The organism is Mesorhizobium sp. B1-1-8 (genome assembly GCF_006442795.2).
Lineage (GTDB): Bacteria > Pseudomonadota > Alphaproteobacteria > Rhizobiales > Rhizobiaceae > Mesorhizobium.
In genome coordinates this window covers 491,295-507,614 of sequence record NZ_CP083956.1, presented here as the reverse complement: position 1 = coordinate 507,614, position 16,320 = coordinate 491,295, and the positions used below count along the sequence as shown (strand labels likewise).

General features: G+C 62.9%; 13 protein-coding genes. 11 read left to right on the top strand and 2 right to left on the bottom strand.

Annotated features, from left to right (window positions below):
* Positions 1-77 precede the first annotated feature (77 nt).
* The 6 genes from FJ974_RS02345 to FJ974_RS02320 all read left to right on the top strand — a co-directional run bounded on the left by FJ974_RS02345 (position 78) and on the right by FJ974_RS02320 (position 9,092).
* Positions 78-653: a YceI family protein gene (locus FJ974_RS02345; protein WP_140531142.1), complete on the top strand. Its 576-nt coding sequence runs from the start codon at positions 78-80 to the stop codon at positions 651-653.
* Between the two features lie 270 nt (positions 654-923).
* A complete protein-coding gene (locus FJ974_RS02340; RefSeq protein WP_140531145.1) occupies positions 924-1,910 on the top strand; it encodes a Gfo/Idh/MocA family protein in 987 nt (328 codons plus the stop codon).
* 82 nt (positions 1,911-1,992) lie between these two features.
* Entirely contained in the window at positions 1,993-3,651 is a 1,659-nt protein-coding gene (locus FJ974_RS02335) for an FAD-binding dehydrogenase (protein WP_140531148.1), read from the top strand.
* Between the two features lie 245 nt (positions 3,652-3,896).
* Positions 3,897-7,967, top strand: a complete 4,071-nt coding sequence (locus tag FJ974_RS02330; protein ID WP_140531152.1) for a Pls/PosA family non-ribosomal peptide synthetase — start codon at positions 3,897-3,899, stop codon at positions 7,965-7,967.
* Positions 7,964-8,440, top strand: a complete 477-nt coding sequence (locus FJ974_RS02325; protein ID WP_319023053.1) for a GNAT family N-acetyltransferase — start codon at positions 7,964-7,966, stop codon at positions 8,438-8,440. Before FJ974_RS02330 ends, FJ974_RS02325 begins: the two co-directional genes overlap by 4 nt.
* A 4-nt stretch (positions 8,441-8,444) precedes the next feature.
* Positions 8,445-9,092, top strand: coding sequence for a 4'-phosphopantetheinyl transferase family protein (locus FJ974_RS02320; RefSeq protein ID WP_140531155.1), 648 nt, complete (start codon positions 8,445-8,447; stop codon positions 9,090-9,092).
* A gap of 154 nt (positions 9,093-9,246) precedes the next feature.
* Here the strand turns inward: FJ974_RS02320 and FJ974_RS02315 are convergent, their stop codons facing one another.
* Positions 9,247-9,612 (bottom strand): VOC family protein, encoded by a 366-nt coding sequence (locus FJ974_RS02315; RefSeq protein ID WP_140531158.1) that lies wholly within the window; start codon positions 9,610-9,612, stop codon positions 9,247-9,249.
* 148 nt (positions 9,613-9,760) lie between these two features.
* On the opposite strand from FJ974_RS02315, the gene FJ974_RS02310 reads away from it, so the two are divergent.
* From FJ974_RS02310 to FJ974_RS02300, 3 genes are all read left to right on the top strand, one after another.
* The gene (locus tag FJ974_RS02310; RefSeq protein ID WP_226891447.1) at positions 9,761-10,081 is read left to right on the top strand and encodes a hypothetical protein; all 321 of its coding nucleotides are present in this window, start codon (positions 9,761-9,763) and stop codon (positions 10,079-10,081) included.
* A 59-nt stretch (positions 10,082-10,140) separates the two neighbouring features.
* Complete coding sequence (locus FJ974_RS02305; RefSeq protein ID WP_140531162.1) at positions 10,141-11,028, top strand: RNA polymerase sigma factor; 888 nt, start codon at positions 10,141-10,143, stop codon at positions 11,026-11,028.
* A 385-nt stretch (positions 11,029-11,413) separates the two neighbouring features.
* A complete protein-coding gene (locus FJ974_RS02300; RefSeq protein WP_226891446.1) occupies positions 11,414-13,063 on the top strand; it encodes an ATP-dependent Clp protease adaptor ClpS in 1,650 nt (549 codons plus the stop codon).
* A 171-nt stretch (positions 13,064-13,234) separates the two neighbouring features.
* On the opposite strand, the gene FJ974_RS02295 is transcribed toward FJ974_RS02300, so the two are convergent.
* Positions 13,235-14,140 carry a LysR substrate-binding domain-containing protein gene (locus FJ974_RS02295; RefSeq protein WP_140531166.1) on the bottom strand — a complete coding sequence of 302 codons (906 nt, stop codon included), beginning with the start codon at positions 14,138-14,140 and terminating at the stop codon, positions 13,235-13,237.
* Between the two features lie 109 nt (positions 14,141-14,249).
* Here FJ974_RS02295 and FJ974_RS02290 point away from each other — a divergent pair, with 109 nt between their 5' ends.
* Together FJ974_RS02290 and FJ974_RS02285 are read left to right on the top strand one after the other, a co-directional pair.
* A complete protein-coding gene (locus FJ974_RS02290) occupies positions 14,250-15,644 on the top strand; it encodes an FAD-binding oxidoreductase (RefSeq protein WP_140531169.1) in 1,395 nt (464 codons plus the stop codon).
* Between the two features lie 218 nt (positions 15,645-15,862).
* Positions 15,863-16,285, top strand: coding sequence for a hypothetical protein (locus tag FJ974_RS02285; RefSeq protein WP_210240691.1), 423 nt, complete (start codon positions 15,863-15,865; stop codon positions 16,283-16,285).
* The last annotated feature ends 35 nt before the right edge of the window (positions 16,286-16,320 follow it).

Here is a 16,320-nt window from a genome sequence, read left to right as displayed (position 1 = left end):
CCGGGAATAGAGCGGAGGGCTCATTCGTTCATACCCACGAACGCAAGTTTTTGCGTGTCTCAAGAAGGAAAAAACCCATGTATGCGCGCATCCTTGGATTCGCGGCCTTTGCCGCATGCCTTGCCGTGCCCGCGGTTGCGGCGGTGGCGCTCAACGACGCCGCCGGCAGCTATACGATCAGCGCGGCGGGCTCCTCCGTCCGCTTCACCATTGGCAAGGCCGGCGGCGGCGGTTTCGATGGCGCCTTCGCCCGCTTCAAGGGCACCATCCGCATCGACAACAGCGATGTCGGACGCTCGAAGGTCGACCTTACCATCTATCCCGAAAGCGTCGGCACCGGCCAGAGCCGCATCGACGCCTTCCTGCGCTCCGACGCGGTGTTCGACGCCGCCAACAGCCCGGAGATCCAGTTCCACTCGACCAGTGTAACCCGCACCAGCGACACGACGGCGACCGTCACCGGCCGGCTGACGGCGCGCGGCAAGACGTTTCCGGAAAAATTCACCGCCGAGCTCGGCGGCCTGAAAGCCGGTACGATCCAGTTCCACGTCACCGGAAAGGTGCTGCGGTCGCGCTACGGCATGGATGTCGGCACGCCGCTTTATTCCAACGTCGTCGACTTCAACATGACGCTGACGGGGAAGAGGGGTTAGTTCTAAGCCCCGCCTCCTCGGGTTCGTCATCCTAGGGCGAAGCAAGGAGCGAAGCGACGCGCGCAGACCCTAGGATCCATTCCGTGACGCTAAGGCATTGCAACGGTTACAGAATTCTGCACCGTCGCACTTTAGGTCATAGGTCACGGAATGGATCCTCGGGTCAAGCCCGAGGATGACGACGGTGCGGTCGATGCGCCAGTACCCAATTGGCTTTTCTCCTGAATTGAGGCACACCTCCATCGATGTAAATCGACATGGAGAAGCGCGATGTTCCGATGGGGTGTTCTGTCGACGGCCAAGATCGGCCGCGAGCAGCTTTTGCCGGCAATCGTCGATGCGGAGAACGGCGTGCTGTCGGCGATCGCCAGCCGCGATCTGTCGAAGGCCCGCGCGCTGGCCGACCGCTTCGGCGCGCCGCATGCCTTCGGTTCCTATGAGGAACTGCTCGCCTCTCCCGACATCGACGGCGTCTATATCCCGCTGCCGACATCGCAGCACGTCGAATGGACGGCCAAGGCCATCGAGGCGGGAAAGCATGTGCTGGTCGAAAAGCCTCTGGCGCTCGACGCCAAGCACATCCCGCCGCTGATCAAGCTGCGCGACGAGAAGAAGGTGCTGGTCTGCGAAGCCTTCATGGTCGTCTACCATCCGCAATGGATCAAGGTGCGCGACCTGATCGCCGGCGGCGCCATCGGCCGGCTGCGCCACGTGCAGGGCGCGTTTTCCTATTACAATGTCGACCCCAGGAACATGCGCAACCAGCTCGATCTCGGCGGCGGCGCGCTGCCCGATATCGGCGTCTATCCGACGGTGTCGACGCGGTTCTCGACCGGCAAGGAGCCGCTGCGCGTACAGGCGAGCATCGAGCGCGACAAGACTTTCGGCACCGACATCTACTCCTCGATCCGAGCCGATTTCGGCGACTTCGAGCTGTCCTTCTATTTGTCGACGCAGATGGCGGCACGCCAGGTGATGGTGTTCCACGGCGAGAAGGGTTTCATCGAGGTCTTTTCCCCGTTCAACGCCGGGCTCTACGACCACCATCGCATCGAGCTGCACAACCAGAACCATACCGAGGCGCAGGTGTTCCGCTTTCCCGGCACGCAACAGTACCGGCTGGAGGTCGAGACTTTTGCGCGCGCCGCCCAGGGCGGTAGCGAGCGCGTCTTCACGCTGGAGGAATCGGTGCTCAACCAGAAGGTCATCGACGCCATCTTCCGCGCCGGCGGCAAGGACGGCTGGGAGACCGTTTGACCCTTTGTCTTAACGCAATTCCGGACGGAAACCGTTTCACACTTTTCCTGAAATTGCTTTAGCCGGCTAATGGGGAGGAAGAATGGCTGACGACGCGGACGTGATTATCGTCGGCGCTGGGCTGGCCGGCCTTGTCGCCGCCGCCGAGTTGGCCGAGGCCGGCAGGAAGATCGTCATCGTCGACCAGGAGCCGGAGCAGTCGCTGGGCGGCCAGGCCTTCTGGTCGTTTGGCGGGCTTTTCCTGGTCGATTCGCCCGAGCAGCGGCGCTTGCGCATCCACGATTCCCACGATCTGGCGCTCGAGGACTGGATGGGCACCGCCGCCTTCGACCGGCCGGAGGATCACTGGCCGCGCAAATGGGCGGAAGCCTATGTCGGCTTCGCCGCCGGCGAGAAGCGTTCCTGGCTGATCGAGCGCGGGCTGAAGTTCTTCCCGGTCGTCGGCTGGGCCGAGCGCGGCGGCGGCAATGCCGTCGGCCACGGCAATTCGGTGCCGCGTTTCCACATCACCTGGGGCACCGGACCCGGCGTGCTCGAACCGTTCGTCCAGCGCGTCCGCGAGGCTGAAAGACGCGGGCTGATCAGTTTCAGGTTCCGCCACCGGGTCAACGAACTGACACGGACCGGCAACACCGTGACCGGGGTGTGCGGCGACATCCTGCAACCGAGCACCGTCGAGCGCGGCCGCAAGAGTTCGCGCGATGCAGCCGGCGATTTCGAACTTCATGCGCAAGCGGTGATCGTCGCATCGGGCGGCATCGGCGGCAATCATCAGCTTGTGCGCGAGAACTGGCCGCAGCGGCTGGGCGCGGCGCCGAAGCGCATGATCACCGGCGTGCCCGACCATGTCGACGGCCGCATGCTGGCGATCACGGAGGCGGTCGGCGGCAGGGTCATCAACCGCGACCGCATGTGGCACTATGTCGAAGGGGTCAAGAACTGGGCGCCGATCTGGACCGACCATGCGATCCGCATCCTGCCCGGCCCGTCCTCGCTGTGGCTCGACGCCCGCGGCAAACGACTGCCAGTGCCGCTCTATCCGGGCTTCGACACGCTCGGCACGCTCAGCCACATCATGAGCACCGGCTTCGACCATTCCTGGTTCATCCTGACCAGGAAGATCATCCAGAAGGAGTTCGCGCTGTCGGGCTCGGAGCAGAACCCGGATCTGACGGGGAAAAGCTGGCGCCAGGTGCTGAAACGCGCCACCTCGGGCATTCCCGGCCCGGTAAAGGCATTCATGGAAAAAGGCGAGGATTTCATCATCGAGGCCGACCTTTCGAAGCTGGTGGCGCGAATGAACGCGCTGGCCGGAGGCGAACCGCTGCTCGACGTGGCGCAAGTCGAGCGCGAGATCCGCGCCCGCGACTTGCAGCTCGACAATCCGTTCTCGAAGGACATGCAGATCACGGCGCTGCGCGGTGCGCGCGCCTATCTCGGCGACCGGCTGATTCGCACGGCGAAGCCGCACAAGATGCTCGATCCGGAAAACGGTCCGCTGATTGCGGTGCGGCTCAACATCCTGACCCGCAAGACGCTGGGCGGGCTGCAGACGGACCTCGACAGCCGCGTGCTCGATGCCACCGGACAGCCGGTGCCGGGGCTCTTTGCGGTGGGCGAAGCGGCGGGCTTCGGCGGAGGTGGCGTGCATGGCTACGCGGCGCTGGAAGGCACCTTCCTCGGCGGCTGCATCTTTTCTGGGCGCAGCGCCGGGCGGGCGGCGGCCAGGGCGGTCGGTTGACGACGAGTCCGGCGATTGATCGCCGCATAAGGCACGACCTGATCAAATAATCGTGAGGTCGCCTGATCGTCACGGATCGGCCATCAGAGCAGCACCATAGGGCTGGCGGAAATCGGTCCAGCTCCGTTCCGACACGCCCGGCCAAGTCGGTCGGGTCAGGGGGACAACTGACCCGACATCACCAACTTATCGTCTTTTCGCCAATCCCGGCATGTGCGAGCGAACACGAGCTCGCGGGGTTCCCAATGTCTCTCAATGAAGCAACCAAGCCCGCCGGGCAAAACTCCCGCCATGCGAAAGTAACGGCAGGACCGCCCGCCCGCGAGCAGATCCTCATCGGCCCAGATTTCATCCAGAAGGGTGAGCCGCATGAGAGACTCGACCGGTTCTTCAGCGATCTGGCGAGCCGCTTCGATGCCGCGCCGGCAGTCATTTCTCACGGCCGGCCCTGGTCTTACCGAGAGCTGAACAACCGTGCCAACCAGTTCGCGCATCTGCTGATCGAGCGCGGAGTGAAGCCGGGCGACAGGATCGGCCTTCTGTTGGACCGATCGGCAGAGACCTATATCGCCATCCTTGCGGTGATGAAGGCTGGGGCGGCTTTCGTCCCTCTGGCCACCGCGTTCCCCGAAGATCGCATGGTGATGATCATCGAGGACGCCAATGTCACGATGGTGATCAGCGTCTCCGGCTATGCGGCCCGCGTGGCGCGCCTGCCGGTTCCGCACATCTCGATCGACTCCGCGGAGTCCGAAATCGCGCTCAAGCCGGAAACTGCGCCCTTGCCGGACGGCAGTCAGGACCAGACCTGCTACATCCTCTACACGTCGGGCACCACGGGCAAGCCGAAGGGCGTGGTCATCACCCATCAGAGCTTTTGCAACTTCATTCGGGTGGCCACGGCATCCTACGGCTATCAGCCGGGCGACCGCGTGTACCAGGGCATGACGATCGCCTTCGACTTCTCCTCGGAGGAGATCTGGGTGCCCTTTGCCGCAGGCGCCACCGTCGTGCCGGCACCCGGCCAGCAGCCTCTCGTGGGCGAGGAGCTGGCCAGCTTCCTGCGTGAACACCAGATCACATGCATGGCCTGCAGCCCGACACTGCTCTCTTCGATCGAGAGCGACGCGGCCAGTCTGCGCGCCATCCTGGTCGGCGGCGAGGCCTGCTCGCAGAAGCTCGTGACGCGCTGGGCAAAGCCCGGCCGCCAGATCCTGAACACCTATGGCCCGACCGAGGCCACGGTAACCGCCACGATGGCGTTGCTGACGCCGGACAAGCCGGTGACCATCGGCAGCCCGCTGCCCACTTATTCGATAGCCATTCTCGACCCGAAAAACCCGAAGGTGCTGACTGGCGACGAGCTGGGCGAGATCTGCATCGGCGGCATGGGCGTGGCGGTCGGCTATCTCAACCGGCCGGAATTGACGGACGAGAAATTTATTCACGATTTCATCGGTCTGCCGAATAATCCAAGCGGACGTATCTATCGAACGGGCGATCTTGGCCGCATCAACGACCAGGGCGACATCGAATATCACGGCCGCATCGACACACAGGTCAAGATCCGCGGCTATCGCATCGAGCTCGGCGAGATCGAGGCCGTGCTGCTGGATCAGCCGGGCGTCGCGCAGGCGGCAGTCACGACGTGGGAGATCGAGCCCGAACGCACGGAGCTGGTCGGCTACTATGCGCCCAAAAGCGGCGGCGAAGGCGTGGACCGCACCATGCTCGTGCAGGAGCTGAAGCGACGGCTGCCCGACTACATGGTGCCGGCGTATCTGGAGCAGCTGCCCGCCATCCCGATGACGGTTTCCAACAAGGTCGATCTCAGGAAACTGCCGAAGCCGACAAGCGCGCGCGTCGCGGCCGGACACGCGATGATCGATCCGCGCAACGAGGACGAGAAGTTTCTCGTGGACACGCTCGCGGACGTGCTGAAATTCGAGGACATCTCCATCGAGGATCACTTCTTCGACGATCTCGGCGCGAATTCGCTGCTCATGGCCCGGTTCTGCGCGCGCATCCGTTCCCGCAAGGCCTGGGCGACAACCTCGATGCGCGACATCTACCTGTATCCCACTGTTGCGAAGCTCGCCGATCACCTGCGCGCGCCGCAGATGACCGCGGTGGCCGCAAGCGAGCCGATGCTGACACATCGGGCCTCCAATCTTGCCTATTGGAGGACGGGCTTCGGCCAGCTGATGTTCTACGCGGTCTACAGCTATCTTTCGCTGTGGGCGATCAATGACGGCCTCAACTGGGTCTATGATGCCCTGGACGACGCGCCGAGCCTCTATCTGCGCTGCGTTCTTCTGTCCGCCGCCGTGTTCTTCGGGCTCAGCGGCGTTGCCATCGTCGCCAAATGGCTGCTGGTTGGCCGCTGGAAGGCCGAGACGTTCCCGATCTGGGGCTGGCGATACTATCGCTTCTGGGTCGTAAAGACGCTGGTCCGCAGCGCGCCGGTGGTGCTGTTTCGCGGCAGCCCGCTCTACAGCCTCTATCTGCGCCTGCTCGGTGCGCGGCTCGGCAACCGCACGGTCATCGAGTGCCGCTCCGTTCCCGTCTGCACGGACCTGATTACGATCGGCGACAACTCGATCCTGCGCAAGGATTCGATGATCCTCGGCTTCCGCGCGCAGGCGGGCTACATCCACACCGGGCCGCTCGACATCGGCAACAATGCTTTCGTCGGCGTCGGCTCGACCCTGGACATCGACACAAGGATGGGCGATGGCGCGCAACTCGGCCACGCCTCCTCGCTGCATCGCGGACAGGTTATCCCCGCCGGCGAGCGTTGGCACGGTTCGCCGGCGATCCCGACCGACGCGAACTACTGCACCGTCCCCAACATGCCGCTGTCGCGAGTGCGCCGGGTCATCTATGAGACGATCCAGCTCGTCATCCTCTTCGCCATCGTCACGCCGTTCCCGCTGCTCTTCCACACCTATTGGGAAAATGTCGGCGACGACTATCAGGAGACCATCGGCATCGTAGCGATCGGCACCACGGTCACCGTCGCCGGATTCATTGTCGGCGGGGTGCTCTTGGCCGCCATCGTGCCGCGGCTCTTCAACCTCTTGCTCAAACCCGGCCGAGACTATTCGCTTTACGGCTTCCACTATTGGCTGCAATCGATGCTGGAACTGGTCAGCAATGTACGCCTGCTGAACGTGCTGTTCGGCGACAGCTCGGCCGTCGTCTACTATCTGCGCGCCATCGGCTGGCGACTGAACAAGGTGGATCAGACCGGCTCGAATTTCGGCACCAACCAGAGGCACGAGAATCCGCAGCTGAGCGAAATCGGCTCGCATACGATGGTGTCCGACGGCCTGTTCATGGTCAACATGCAAAAGTCGGCCAACTCCTTCCGCCTCGAGCACACGCGGGTCGGCGATCGCAATTTCTTCGGCAACAACATCATCTATTCACCGGATTCCCGTACCGGCGACAACTGCCTGCTCGGAACCAAGGTCCATGTCCCGGTGGATGGCCCTGTCCGCGAGAACGTCGGCCTGCTGGGCTCGCCACCGTTCGAGATCCCGCGCATGGTCAACCGCGACAAAGAACTGCTCGGGTTGATTTCCGACAAGGAGAAGCATCGCCGCCTGCCGCTGAAGAACCTCCACAATCTCGTCACAGCGTTGCTGTTCGTCGCAGCGCAATGGCTGATCCTGTTCCTGACGCTCGCCATTTGGGACCGGGGGCTCAATTACTATACCGAATGGGGGCAGACGGCTCTGTTCGTGGCGGTGGTGCTGACCACGGCGATTGGTATTCCGTTCTACATCTTCCTCGAACGCGCCAGCCTCGGGTTCCGCCGGCTGAAGCCGCGCATGGCCACAATCTACGACCCTGTCTTCTGGCGGCACGAACGCCATTGGAAATTGTCGGATTCGCCGATCATGGGCCTGTTCACCGGCACCCCGTTCAGGCCGCTCATCCTGCGCATGCTGGGCGTGAAGGTCGGGCGGCGCGTCTATGACGGTGGAAGCATCATTACCGAACGGTCGCTGGTCGAGATCGGCAACGACGCGACCCTCAACGAGGGCTGCGTCATCCAGGCGCATTCGCTGGAGGAAGGTGCGTTCAAGTCCGACTATATCCGTATCGGCGACGGCTGCACCCTCGCCCCCTCCTCTTTCATCCACTATGCGGTAGTCATGGGGGAAGGATCGGTCGCTGACGTCGACTGCTTCGTGATGAAAGGCGAAGTCCTCGAGCCCAACACTGTTTGGCGCGGCAATCCGGCCAAGCTCTATAGCGTCGTGACGCCGATAGATGCCCGCGCGATCAAAATCGGCCAGGCGCCGTGACGCGCTCCGCCGAAATGCGCAACACTGAACAGCCGGTTCTGCTTGAACCTGTCGGCGAAGGCAATCGATCCGCGGTCCTCGATCTCGAACTGATGCCTGAACAACAGGGCTTTGTCGCCTCCAATGCCGAATCGCTGGAAGAGGCTCGGCAGGACGACGAAGCCATAGCTCGCGCCGTAGTCGCAACCGGCCGCGTCGTCGGTTTTTTGATGTACAGCGCGCCCGAAGACGACGATGAGGCAACCATTTACCGTTTCATGATCGATCGCCGCGAACAGGGCAAGGGACTTGGCCGCGCCGCGATCACGAGGCTGCTGGAAGAGATTGGGCGCTTGGAGCATGTACGCCGCATTTCGATCTGCTATGAGCCGGCAAACCTGGCCGCGCGCCGTCTTTATGCAAGTTTCGGATTCGTCGAGAAGGGGCTGGACGAGGAGAACGAGATGATCGCCGTACGCGAACTGGGGCCATAACGGGTTGGCCATCCAGCCGGACAGTGCACCATCCGAGCTAGCCGTCGCCGAGGCACTGAAAGCCCTTGGCCCGCCCGGCCTGTTGACCGGTTGCCGTCGCATTCGCGGCGGCGACGAACAGTTCCTGCTGCCGGCGGAGCGCGATTCCATGGCCACGCGCGACCGCAAGGCTCGTGCCGCGAGTGGAGCGGGTCGCAGGATCGTGCATGAATTGCTGCGACGCCTGCGATGTGAGGATGTAGCCGTACTCCGGGGCCCCTTGGGCAGTCCCATGTGGCCGCCGGGGATCGTCGGTTCCATCGCACATGACGAAGAGCTGGCAGTCGCGGCGGTCGCTATGCGAAGTCCGTCGGTGAGAAGCGTCGGCGTCGACGTCGAGCCAATGTTGCCATTGCCTCCCGACCTCCGAGCTGTTGTGATCACGTCACATGACAGGTTGGGCAACCTCGATCAGGGAATAGGCGGCCGCCTGCTGTTCGCGGCGAAAGAGGCAGTTTACAAGGCGTCGTTTCCGCTCGACGGCCGAATGCTGGAATTCGATGACATTTCCGTGGATTTGAAATCAGGCGAAGCGGCCACGTCATCCGGCCGACGTTTGCTGGTGCGTTGTACCGCCCGTCCACGAATTTTGGCACTGGCCTATACGCCCTAAACTCGTTGATCCGACCGCTGCGCTTGCCGCAGCGCCAGGCGGGCGATGGCCAAGGCGGTCGCCTGACATGTCGCGTGAAAAAGGATTCACGCGACCTGCTTCAGGTCCTTGATTTTAAGTCCCGAAACCGCTGCACACTTTCGGGAGCCGTGCTCTAACGGTTGGCCAGCATCATGCGGTTGCCTTCGCTGTCGCGGAACTCGGCGACGGTGCGGCCCGGCTGCCAGGGCGCTTGCTGCGGCTCGGTGACGATCTCGACGCCGCGCTCCTTCAGCGCCGCGACCGTCCCTTCGACATCCTCATCGACCAGAACCAGCACCGGCTCCGCGCCTGGTGCATTGTCGGGCCGCCTGATGAAATGCAGATTGGTAACCGCATGCGGAAACGCCAGCTCGATCCAGCGCCAACCGCCGTCGCCCATCGGCTGGTCGGTTATGACTTGGCAAGCAAGGTGACCGGTGTAGAACGCTTTGGCGCGGTCCTGGTCGAAGACCGGCAGTTCGGCAAACTGGATATGCATGATGTCTCTCCTCATCGCGGAGACCGCGACGCGGTCTCAACGGTGAAAGACGATCGAGGTGGCCAAAAAGATTCCGACGGGTGCAGAGAATCCTTTCGGCTACATGGAACGTCTTCTTCGTGCAGACTTGCCAGACAGGAGACCAACCATGGCCTACAACCTCATTCGCTACGGCGTGAAAGATGCCAGCATCGCGCAGAATCGCGCGCTGGTGGCAAAGGTGTTCGAAGCGCTGAACGAAAAGCAGCCGCAATCGGTGCGTTATCTCGTGCTGGAACTGGAGAATGGCGAATTCGTCCATCTCGTCGGCTTCGACAAGGATAGTTCGGCGATCACAGAGCTTGACGCCTTCAAGGCCTTCGGCGCCGATCATAGCGAAAGGCGCTCGACGCCGCTTGCCAGATCGGCGGCGAAGATCGTCGGCGACTATCGTATGCTGGCCGGCGCCGCCGAAACCGTGCCGGCCTGACCAGCGATATCCGGCACGGCCCTTGCGCCGTGCCGGATCGCGTGCGGAGAGGGAAACCGATGAGCGCAGCAAAACTAGACCGCGCGGCGCTGGAAGCGATGCTGGCCGGCCTGCGGCCGAAACTGCACCGCTACGCGGCCCGCATGGCCGGTTCGGTCATCGACGGCGAGGATATCGTGCAGGAGACGGTACTGAAGGCGCTGCAGGCCCTCGACGGCGGCGCGGTGGTCGACCGTCCGCAGCAATGGCTTTTTCGCATCGCTCACAACGCGGCGCAGGATCATCTGCGCCGCCGCCAGCGGGAGCGCTCGCGCATGATCGAGACCGACATGACGACAATAGAGGACCCCGCAGAAAGCGCGGACGCGCGGATTGCCGCGGCCACCAGCCTGCGCAGCTTCATGCGGCTCTCGCCGGCGCAGCGCAGCGCCGTGATCCTGGTTGACGTGCTCGGCCTCAGCCTGCAGGAAGCCTGCGAGGTGACGAGCGCCACGCTCGCCGCCACCAAGGCGGCGCTGCATCGCGGCCGGGCGGAATTGAGAACGCTGGCATCGGTGCCGGACGAAGCCCCCATGCCGAAACTCGAAGCCGACGAGGAACGCCGCCTGCGCCGCTATGTCGACCTGTTCAACGCGCGCGATTTCGATGCGGTCAGGGCGCTGATTGCCGAGGACATCCAGCTCGAGGTCGTCAACCGCATCCGCCTCAGCGGCAAGAAGCAGGCCTCGACCTATTTCGGCAACTACGACCGCATCAGCGACTGGGCATTGTCGCTCGGCTTCGTCGAGAACCAGCCGGCTATCCTGATCCGCGATCCGCACGGGGATGGGGACGTGCGCGGCTTCATGCTGCTCGAATGGCGCGGCGACCAGGTCGCCGGCATCCGCGATTTCCGCTACGCGCCCTATTGCGTGGCCGATGCCGATATCCGACCGATTGGCGATTAGGCGCGCGGTGCCAGCAGACTTGCGGCTCAGTTCACCAGCGTCTGCGCAGATGAGACGCTATCTGGACAGGAACTTCGTCGGCTCACCAACCTCCTTATGGAAGTCTCGATCCGTGGGGTTGATCTGTGAGATTGCCGGGGTTGCAGCGCTGACTGTGGCGCGGTAGCCGCTTGTTGGCAGTGCGACGCCAGCTCAGACGGTCAGCGCGACGGGCGCCGAGCCGCAGTCGGCCAACGGGCGCGATACGATCAGCGGCGTGCAGTTCCGCTCGCCCGACTGCCAGCCGAATAGTTCCCAAGCTGTCGGTCGTTGATCTGTTAACAAATCATGCAATATGACGCAGATATTGTCGGCCCACAGCAGCCTAAGAAAGCGAGCCGTTACAGTGCGCCATACACCCGACGAGGCACTACAACTTGTCATCCACAATGACGACCAGACTCCATGGGCGTTTGTCGCCGATCTGATTCGCTCGGTCTTCAGCCGGTCCGAGTCGGAGGCCGAGGCCTTGACCGCGACGGTCTCGCAGCAGGGAAAGGCTGTGTGCGGCAGCTATCCTTCCGCGGTCGCGAAGGCGATGCTGGATACGGCCCAGCAGCGCATCAAGGCAGCCGATCATCCACTTCGCATCACGGCCGCTCCTGGCGGAACCGAGGACGCAACCTCACCCGACCAACCGGCGCAGGCTTCGCGCGACAAAAAGTTCAAATACGCCCATGAGGCAATCGCCTGGCATTTCGCAGGACTGGCGCATGACGAGATCGTCACAACATCCCGCCAGTTTCCCGGTCATATGCGCGCCGACGTGCAGGTAGCGCTCGACAAACTGTTCTCAGTCTCGCCCGTTCGCTTCTTCGGCCTCTACGAGCAACATCGTTACGAGACGCTGACCTATGCCGCCCTGACGAAAGATGGACAGTTCGCCGTCACCATCTCGGCCGCGCAATATCAAGATGTCGATATCGGCGAGAGCGAGCCAATAAAATGTCTCAACAACGGTTTGTGGCTCAATCGCGATGGTGACCTGCATTACGCGGTCGTGCTGTCCTTCCACCGCGAATACGGCCGCGAGTCCGGGACCTGCGTCGAGATCGCCGTGCCGGCCGGCGAGGATGGTATGGCACTTGTGGACCGCTGCTTCTCGCAGCTCGAGACTGCCATCAATGCCGCGCGATCCTACCGCGGCAAGGTTCTTTCCCTCGAAACTGAAGGGGACTATCAGGGCCGCTCGAAAGGCGTGATGGTCCATCGCCTGCCGCAAGTGCGACGCGAAGCGATCATCCTGCCGGAACAGACCCTGAAGCTTCTCGATCGCAACGTGATCCGATTCATCGAGAGCCGAGAAGCGCTGAGGCGGCTTGGGCAATCGACGCGCAAAGGCATCCTGCTCTACGGCCCGCCAGGCACCGGCAAGACGCACACCATTCGCTACCTCGCCGCCAACCTCCCTGGACATACGACGCTGATCATTACTGCCGGCCAGATGGGCCTTCTGTCGCAATACATGACACTAGCACGCCTGCTGCAGCCGGCGACGGTAGTGATTGAGGATGTGGACCTCATTGCCCGCGACCGCGAGAATATGGGGGGACCGTGCGAAGAATCCCTCCTCAATACCTTGCTCAACGAGATGGACGGATTGAAGGACAATGCAGACATCTTGTTCGTGCTGACCACCAACCGGCCCGAACAACTTGAAGGTGCTCTCACAGGGCGTCCAGGTCGTATCGACCAGGCCATCGAGGTGCCGCTGCCGGACGATGACTGCCGGGAGAAGCTCGTGCGCCTTTATGGCGGTGGGCTGAAACTTTCCGACAAGATCGTGAGTGAGGCGGTGGCGCGTACGAAGGGCGTCAGCGCAGCCTTCATCAAAGAGCTTATGCGCCGTGCCGCACAAACCAGCATCATGCAGGGCGACGGAGAGGTCGTGACCTCCAGGGATCTTGCGGAGGCCCTTGACGACATGCTGTTCACGGGCGGCCGGCTCAATGTCAGGTTGCTTGGCGGAGCAACCGAAGAGCCACCAAGCTACTGAGCCTATGTCGAACTGTGGGCGGATAACGACGACGGTTCGTTGCCTTGGCGGAATGACAGCGTTCGCGTTCTCAAGCGCAAGGCGCCGCACGCGCTGATAAAATCAAACAGGTCGGTGAAGGGGGGACCGAAATGCCTATCCCTCGGGCCGACCCGGCGCGCCAGCTTCGTATCATATGACGGCTCTCATCCACGCCAGGAAGGACTCTATCACCGTGGATCGCGGACTGTGGTGCATCCATACGACATAAAAGCTGTAGCCCGGCAAGGACAAAGGATGCGCTTTGACGAGCGAGCCGTTTTCAAGTTCACGGCCGACGACGACGTCGCTCAAAATCGCAATGCCTTGCCCGGCGACAACCGCATCGATCGCATGCAGTTCCTCGCGGAAGCTCAAATCCCAGGCTTTGTCCGGGATCTGATCCGGATCGATCGAACGGGCCGTCGCCAGCCATCGGGACCAGGTGGGAGCATCCGGATCCCGGTTCATCCAGTCGAAATGAATCAACGGATAACGCAGGAGATCAGCGGCACGCTCAATTGCTCGCCCGTCGCTTGTCAATAATCGGGGACTGCAAATGGGAAAGAAGATATCGCGGCATATCTCCTGCGCGGCAAAGCCCAAAGGCGGGCGGCGTGTGTAGCGGATCGCCACATCCGCAGCGCCTCCGCGCAGATCGAGCAGCGCGTCCGTGCCGATGATCTCCAGCGGCACGGCAGGGTTGGCCTCTCGCCATTTCGGCAACCGGGGCACCAGCCATCGGCTCGCGAAAGCGTTCGGGCTCGTTACCCTTAGCGGCGCTTGAACATCCGGCTCGGCAACTGCGGCAAGGGAGCGGGCGAGCAGATCAAAACCGTTGCGCAGGATAGGAAACAGGCGCGCTCCCGCACTCGTCAGCACGAGCGGGCGCGGCCGGCGCTGGAACAGCTTGCGGCCGCATATTTCTTCCAGCAAACGGACCTGGTGGCTGATTGCCGTCGGCGTCACGCCGAGTTCCGCCGCTGCGGCCTTGAAGCTGCCGTGCCTGGCGGCGGCCTCGAAGGCGTGCAAAGCGCGCAGCGGCGGGCGGTTGCTCATGCCGGCAGCGTAGATGAATTTTTCTCATCCGGCAGCCAAGAATTTCGCTTTTGCAGAAGGTCGCTTCCCTGTGAGACCATCGTCCCGCCGAGAACCGGGGACGATACCGATGGAGCTTCCACGACAGATCGATGCGCTGTTGGGCCAATCCCATTCTTCGGGCGCGGCGCTCGAACAGCTGCGGCAAGGCTTGCGGGGCGAACTGGTGCTGCCGACAGACGCCGCCTACGATCAGGCGCGCAGGGTCTGGAATGGGGCGATCGACAGACGCCCTGCCGCAATCGTCTTTTGCGCCGATTCCGGTGATGTCGCCCGGGCCGTGACCTATGCCAGGTCGCAAGGCTGTGTCGTGGCGGTTCGCAGCGGCGGCCACAACGTCGCAGGTCTGTCGGTCTGCGACGATGGGATGGTGATCGATCTGTCACGCATGAAGAAGATCGCGGTCGATCCCGCGCGCCGCATCGCCAGGGCCGAAGCCGGTCTGAACCTCGGCAAGTTCGACGCGGCCACACAGGCGCACGGACTTGCAACGACCATGGGCGTCAACGGCGACACCGGCATTGCCGGCCTCACGCTGGGCGGCGGCTTCGGCAAGCTCGGGCGCAAGCACGGTCTGAGCTGCGATAATCTGGTCGCCGCCGACATCGTCACGGCCGACGGACGGCTGTTGCGAACGAGCGAAGCCGAGCATTCCGACCTGTTCTGGGCCTTGCGCGGCGGCGGCGGCAATTTCGGCATAGTGACGGCGTTCGAATACCGGCTGCATCCGCTCGGCCCGGACCTTCTCGTGGGCTCGGTGCTGCACGCCTACGATCATGCGCGCGAGGCGATGCGGTTTTACGACAAATTCTCGCGTGATGCCCCGGACGAGCTGAGCGTCGACGCCGCGCTGGTTACGCTGCCGTCAGGCGACCGAGCCTTCAGCATCTCGGCTTGCCATGTCGGGGCACCCGAAGCGGGCGACGCCGTCATCGCACCGCTGATGGCATTCGGATCCCCCATCGAAAGCCGGCTTCAGGCGGTTCCCTATCTTCAGATCCAATCGGCGGCCGATAGCCTCTTTCCTCGCGGACGGCGCTATTACTGGAAGGCGCAGTTTCTGCGCGAGATCAGCGACGGTGCGATCGACGCGCTGCTCAACAGCTATGCGCAGGCCCCCAATCGCTCGTCGCTGCTGGTTTTGCAGCAGGTCGGCGGCGCGATCGCTCGGGTGCCGGCGTCGCATTCGCCCTACGCCAATCGCGATGCAGCGCTTGACTGCTTCCCGATCGCCATCTGGGACGATCCGGCCGATGACGAGGTCAACATCCGCTGGGCGCGCGACCTGTGGAACGCGGTCAGACCCTTCTCCACCGGCGGCGTCTATGCCAACAATCTAGGCGACGAGGGTGACGAGCGCGTGCGGGAGGCTTACGGCGCAGACTTTGCGCGCCTCGCCGCCATCAAGAAGCAATACGACCCGACCAATTTCTTCCGGTTGAACCAGAATATCAGGCCTGGATAATTCGGAAGTCGGGGGAACCGTGCGCAGTCGCTGGAGTGCCGCCGCTCATCATTGCCATGCCCACGCGCGTGCTCATGGACGAGTGGACGCAGCGGCCGGCATCTCCTCGTAACGCCGGAAACCATTCACCGCTCAAGACGTTAGGTGGGTGACGCCGCTCCGGACGACAAGGCGGCCCCGGTCCCAATGACGGCTCCTCGAGCTGGAGCGAAACGGCCATGACAATCGAATCCCGACGGCTGGCGGGAATGCTCCTCATTCTCTTGCCGACAGTGATGTACGGCGGCGTCACATTGCTTTCGATGCTTATCAATGATCCGAGCTACTTGGCGAATCCTTTGCGTCAGAACCTTTGGCGGGCTGGACACGCTCATGCCGGTGTCCTTCTGGTCCTGTCGCTCGTCGCGCTCCGTTATGTCGACGAGACGCCGTTGTCCGGCTTCTGGAAGTGGATCGCCCGCAGTTTCATTCCGATTGCCGCGATCCTGATGCCGCTCGGCTTCTTCCTTTCAGTTGCAAGTCCTGACGCGAAGGCGCCGAACGGCTTTATCTATTCGACCTATCTCGGGGCTATCGTGCTTGCGATTGGCGTCCTCACATTGGGCGTAGGCTTGCTGATGCGGACACCGGACATAAAATGATTCCGCCCACCTATCTCGTAACTTCGCCGCTCGTG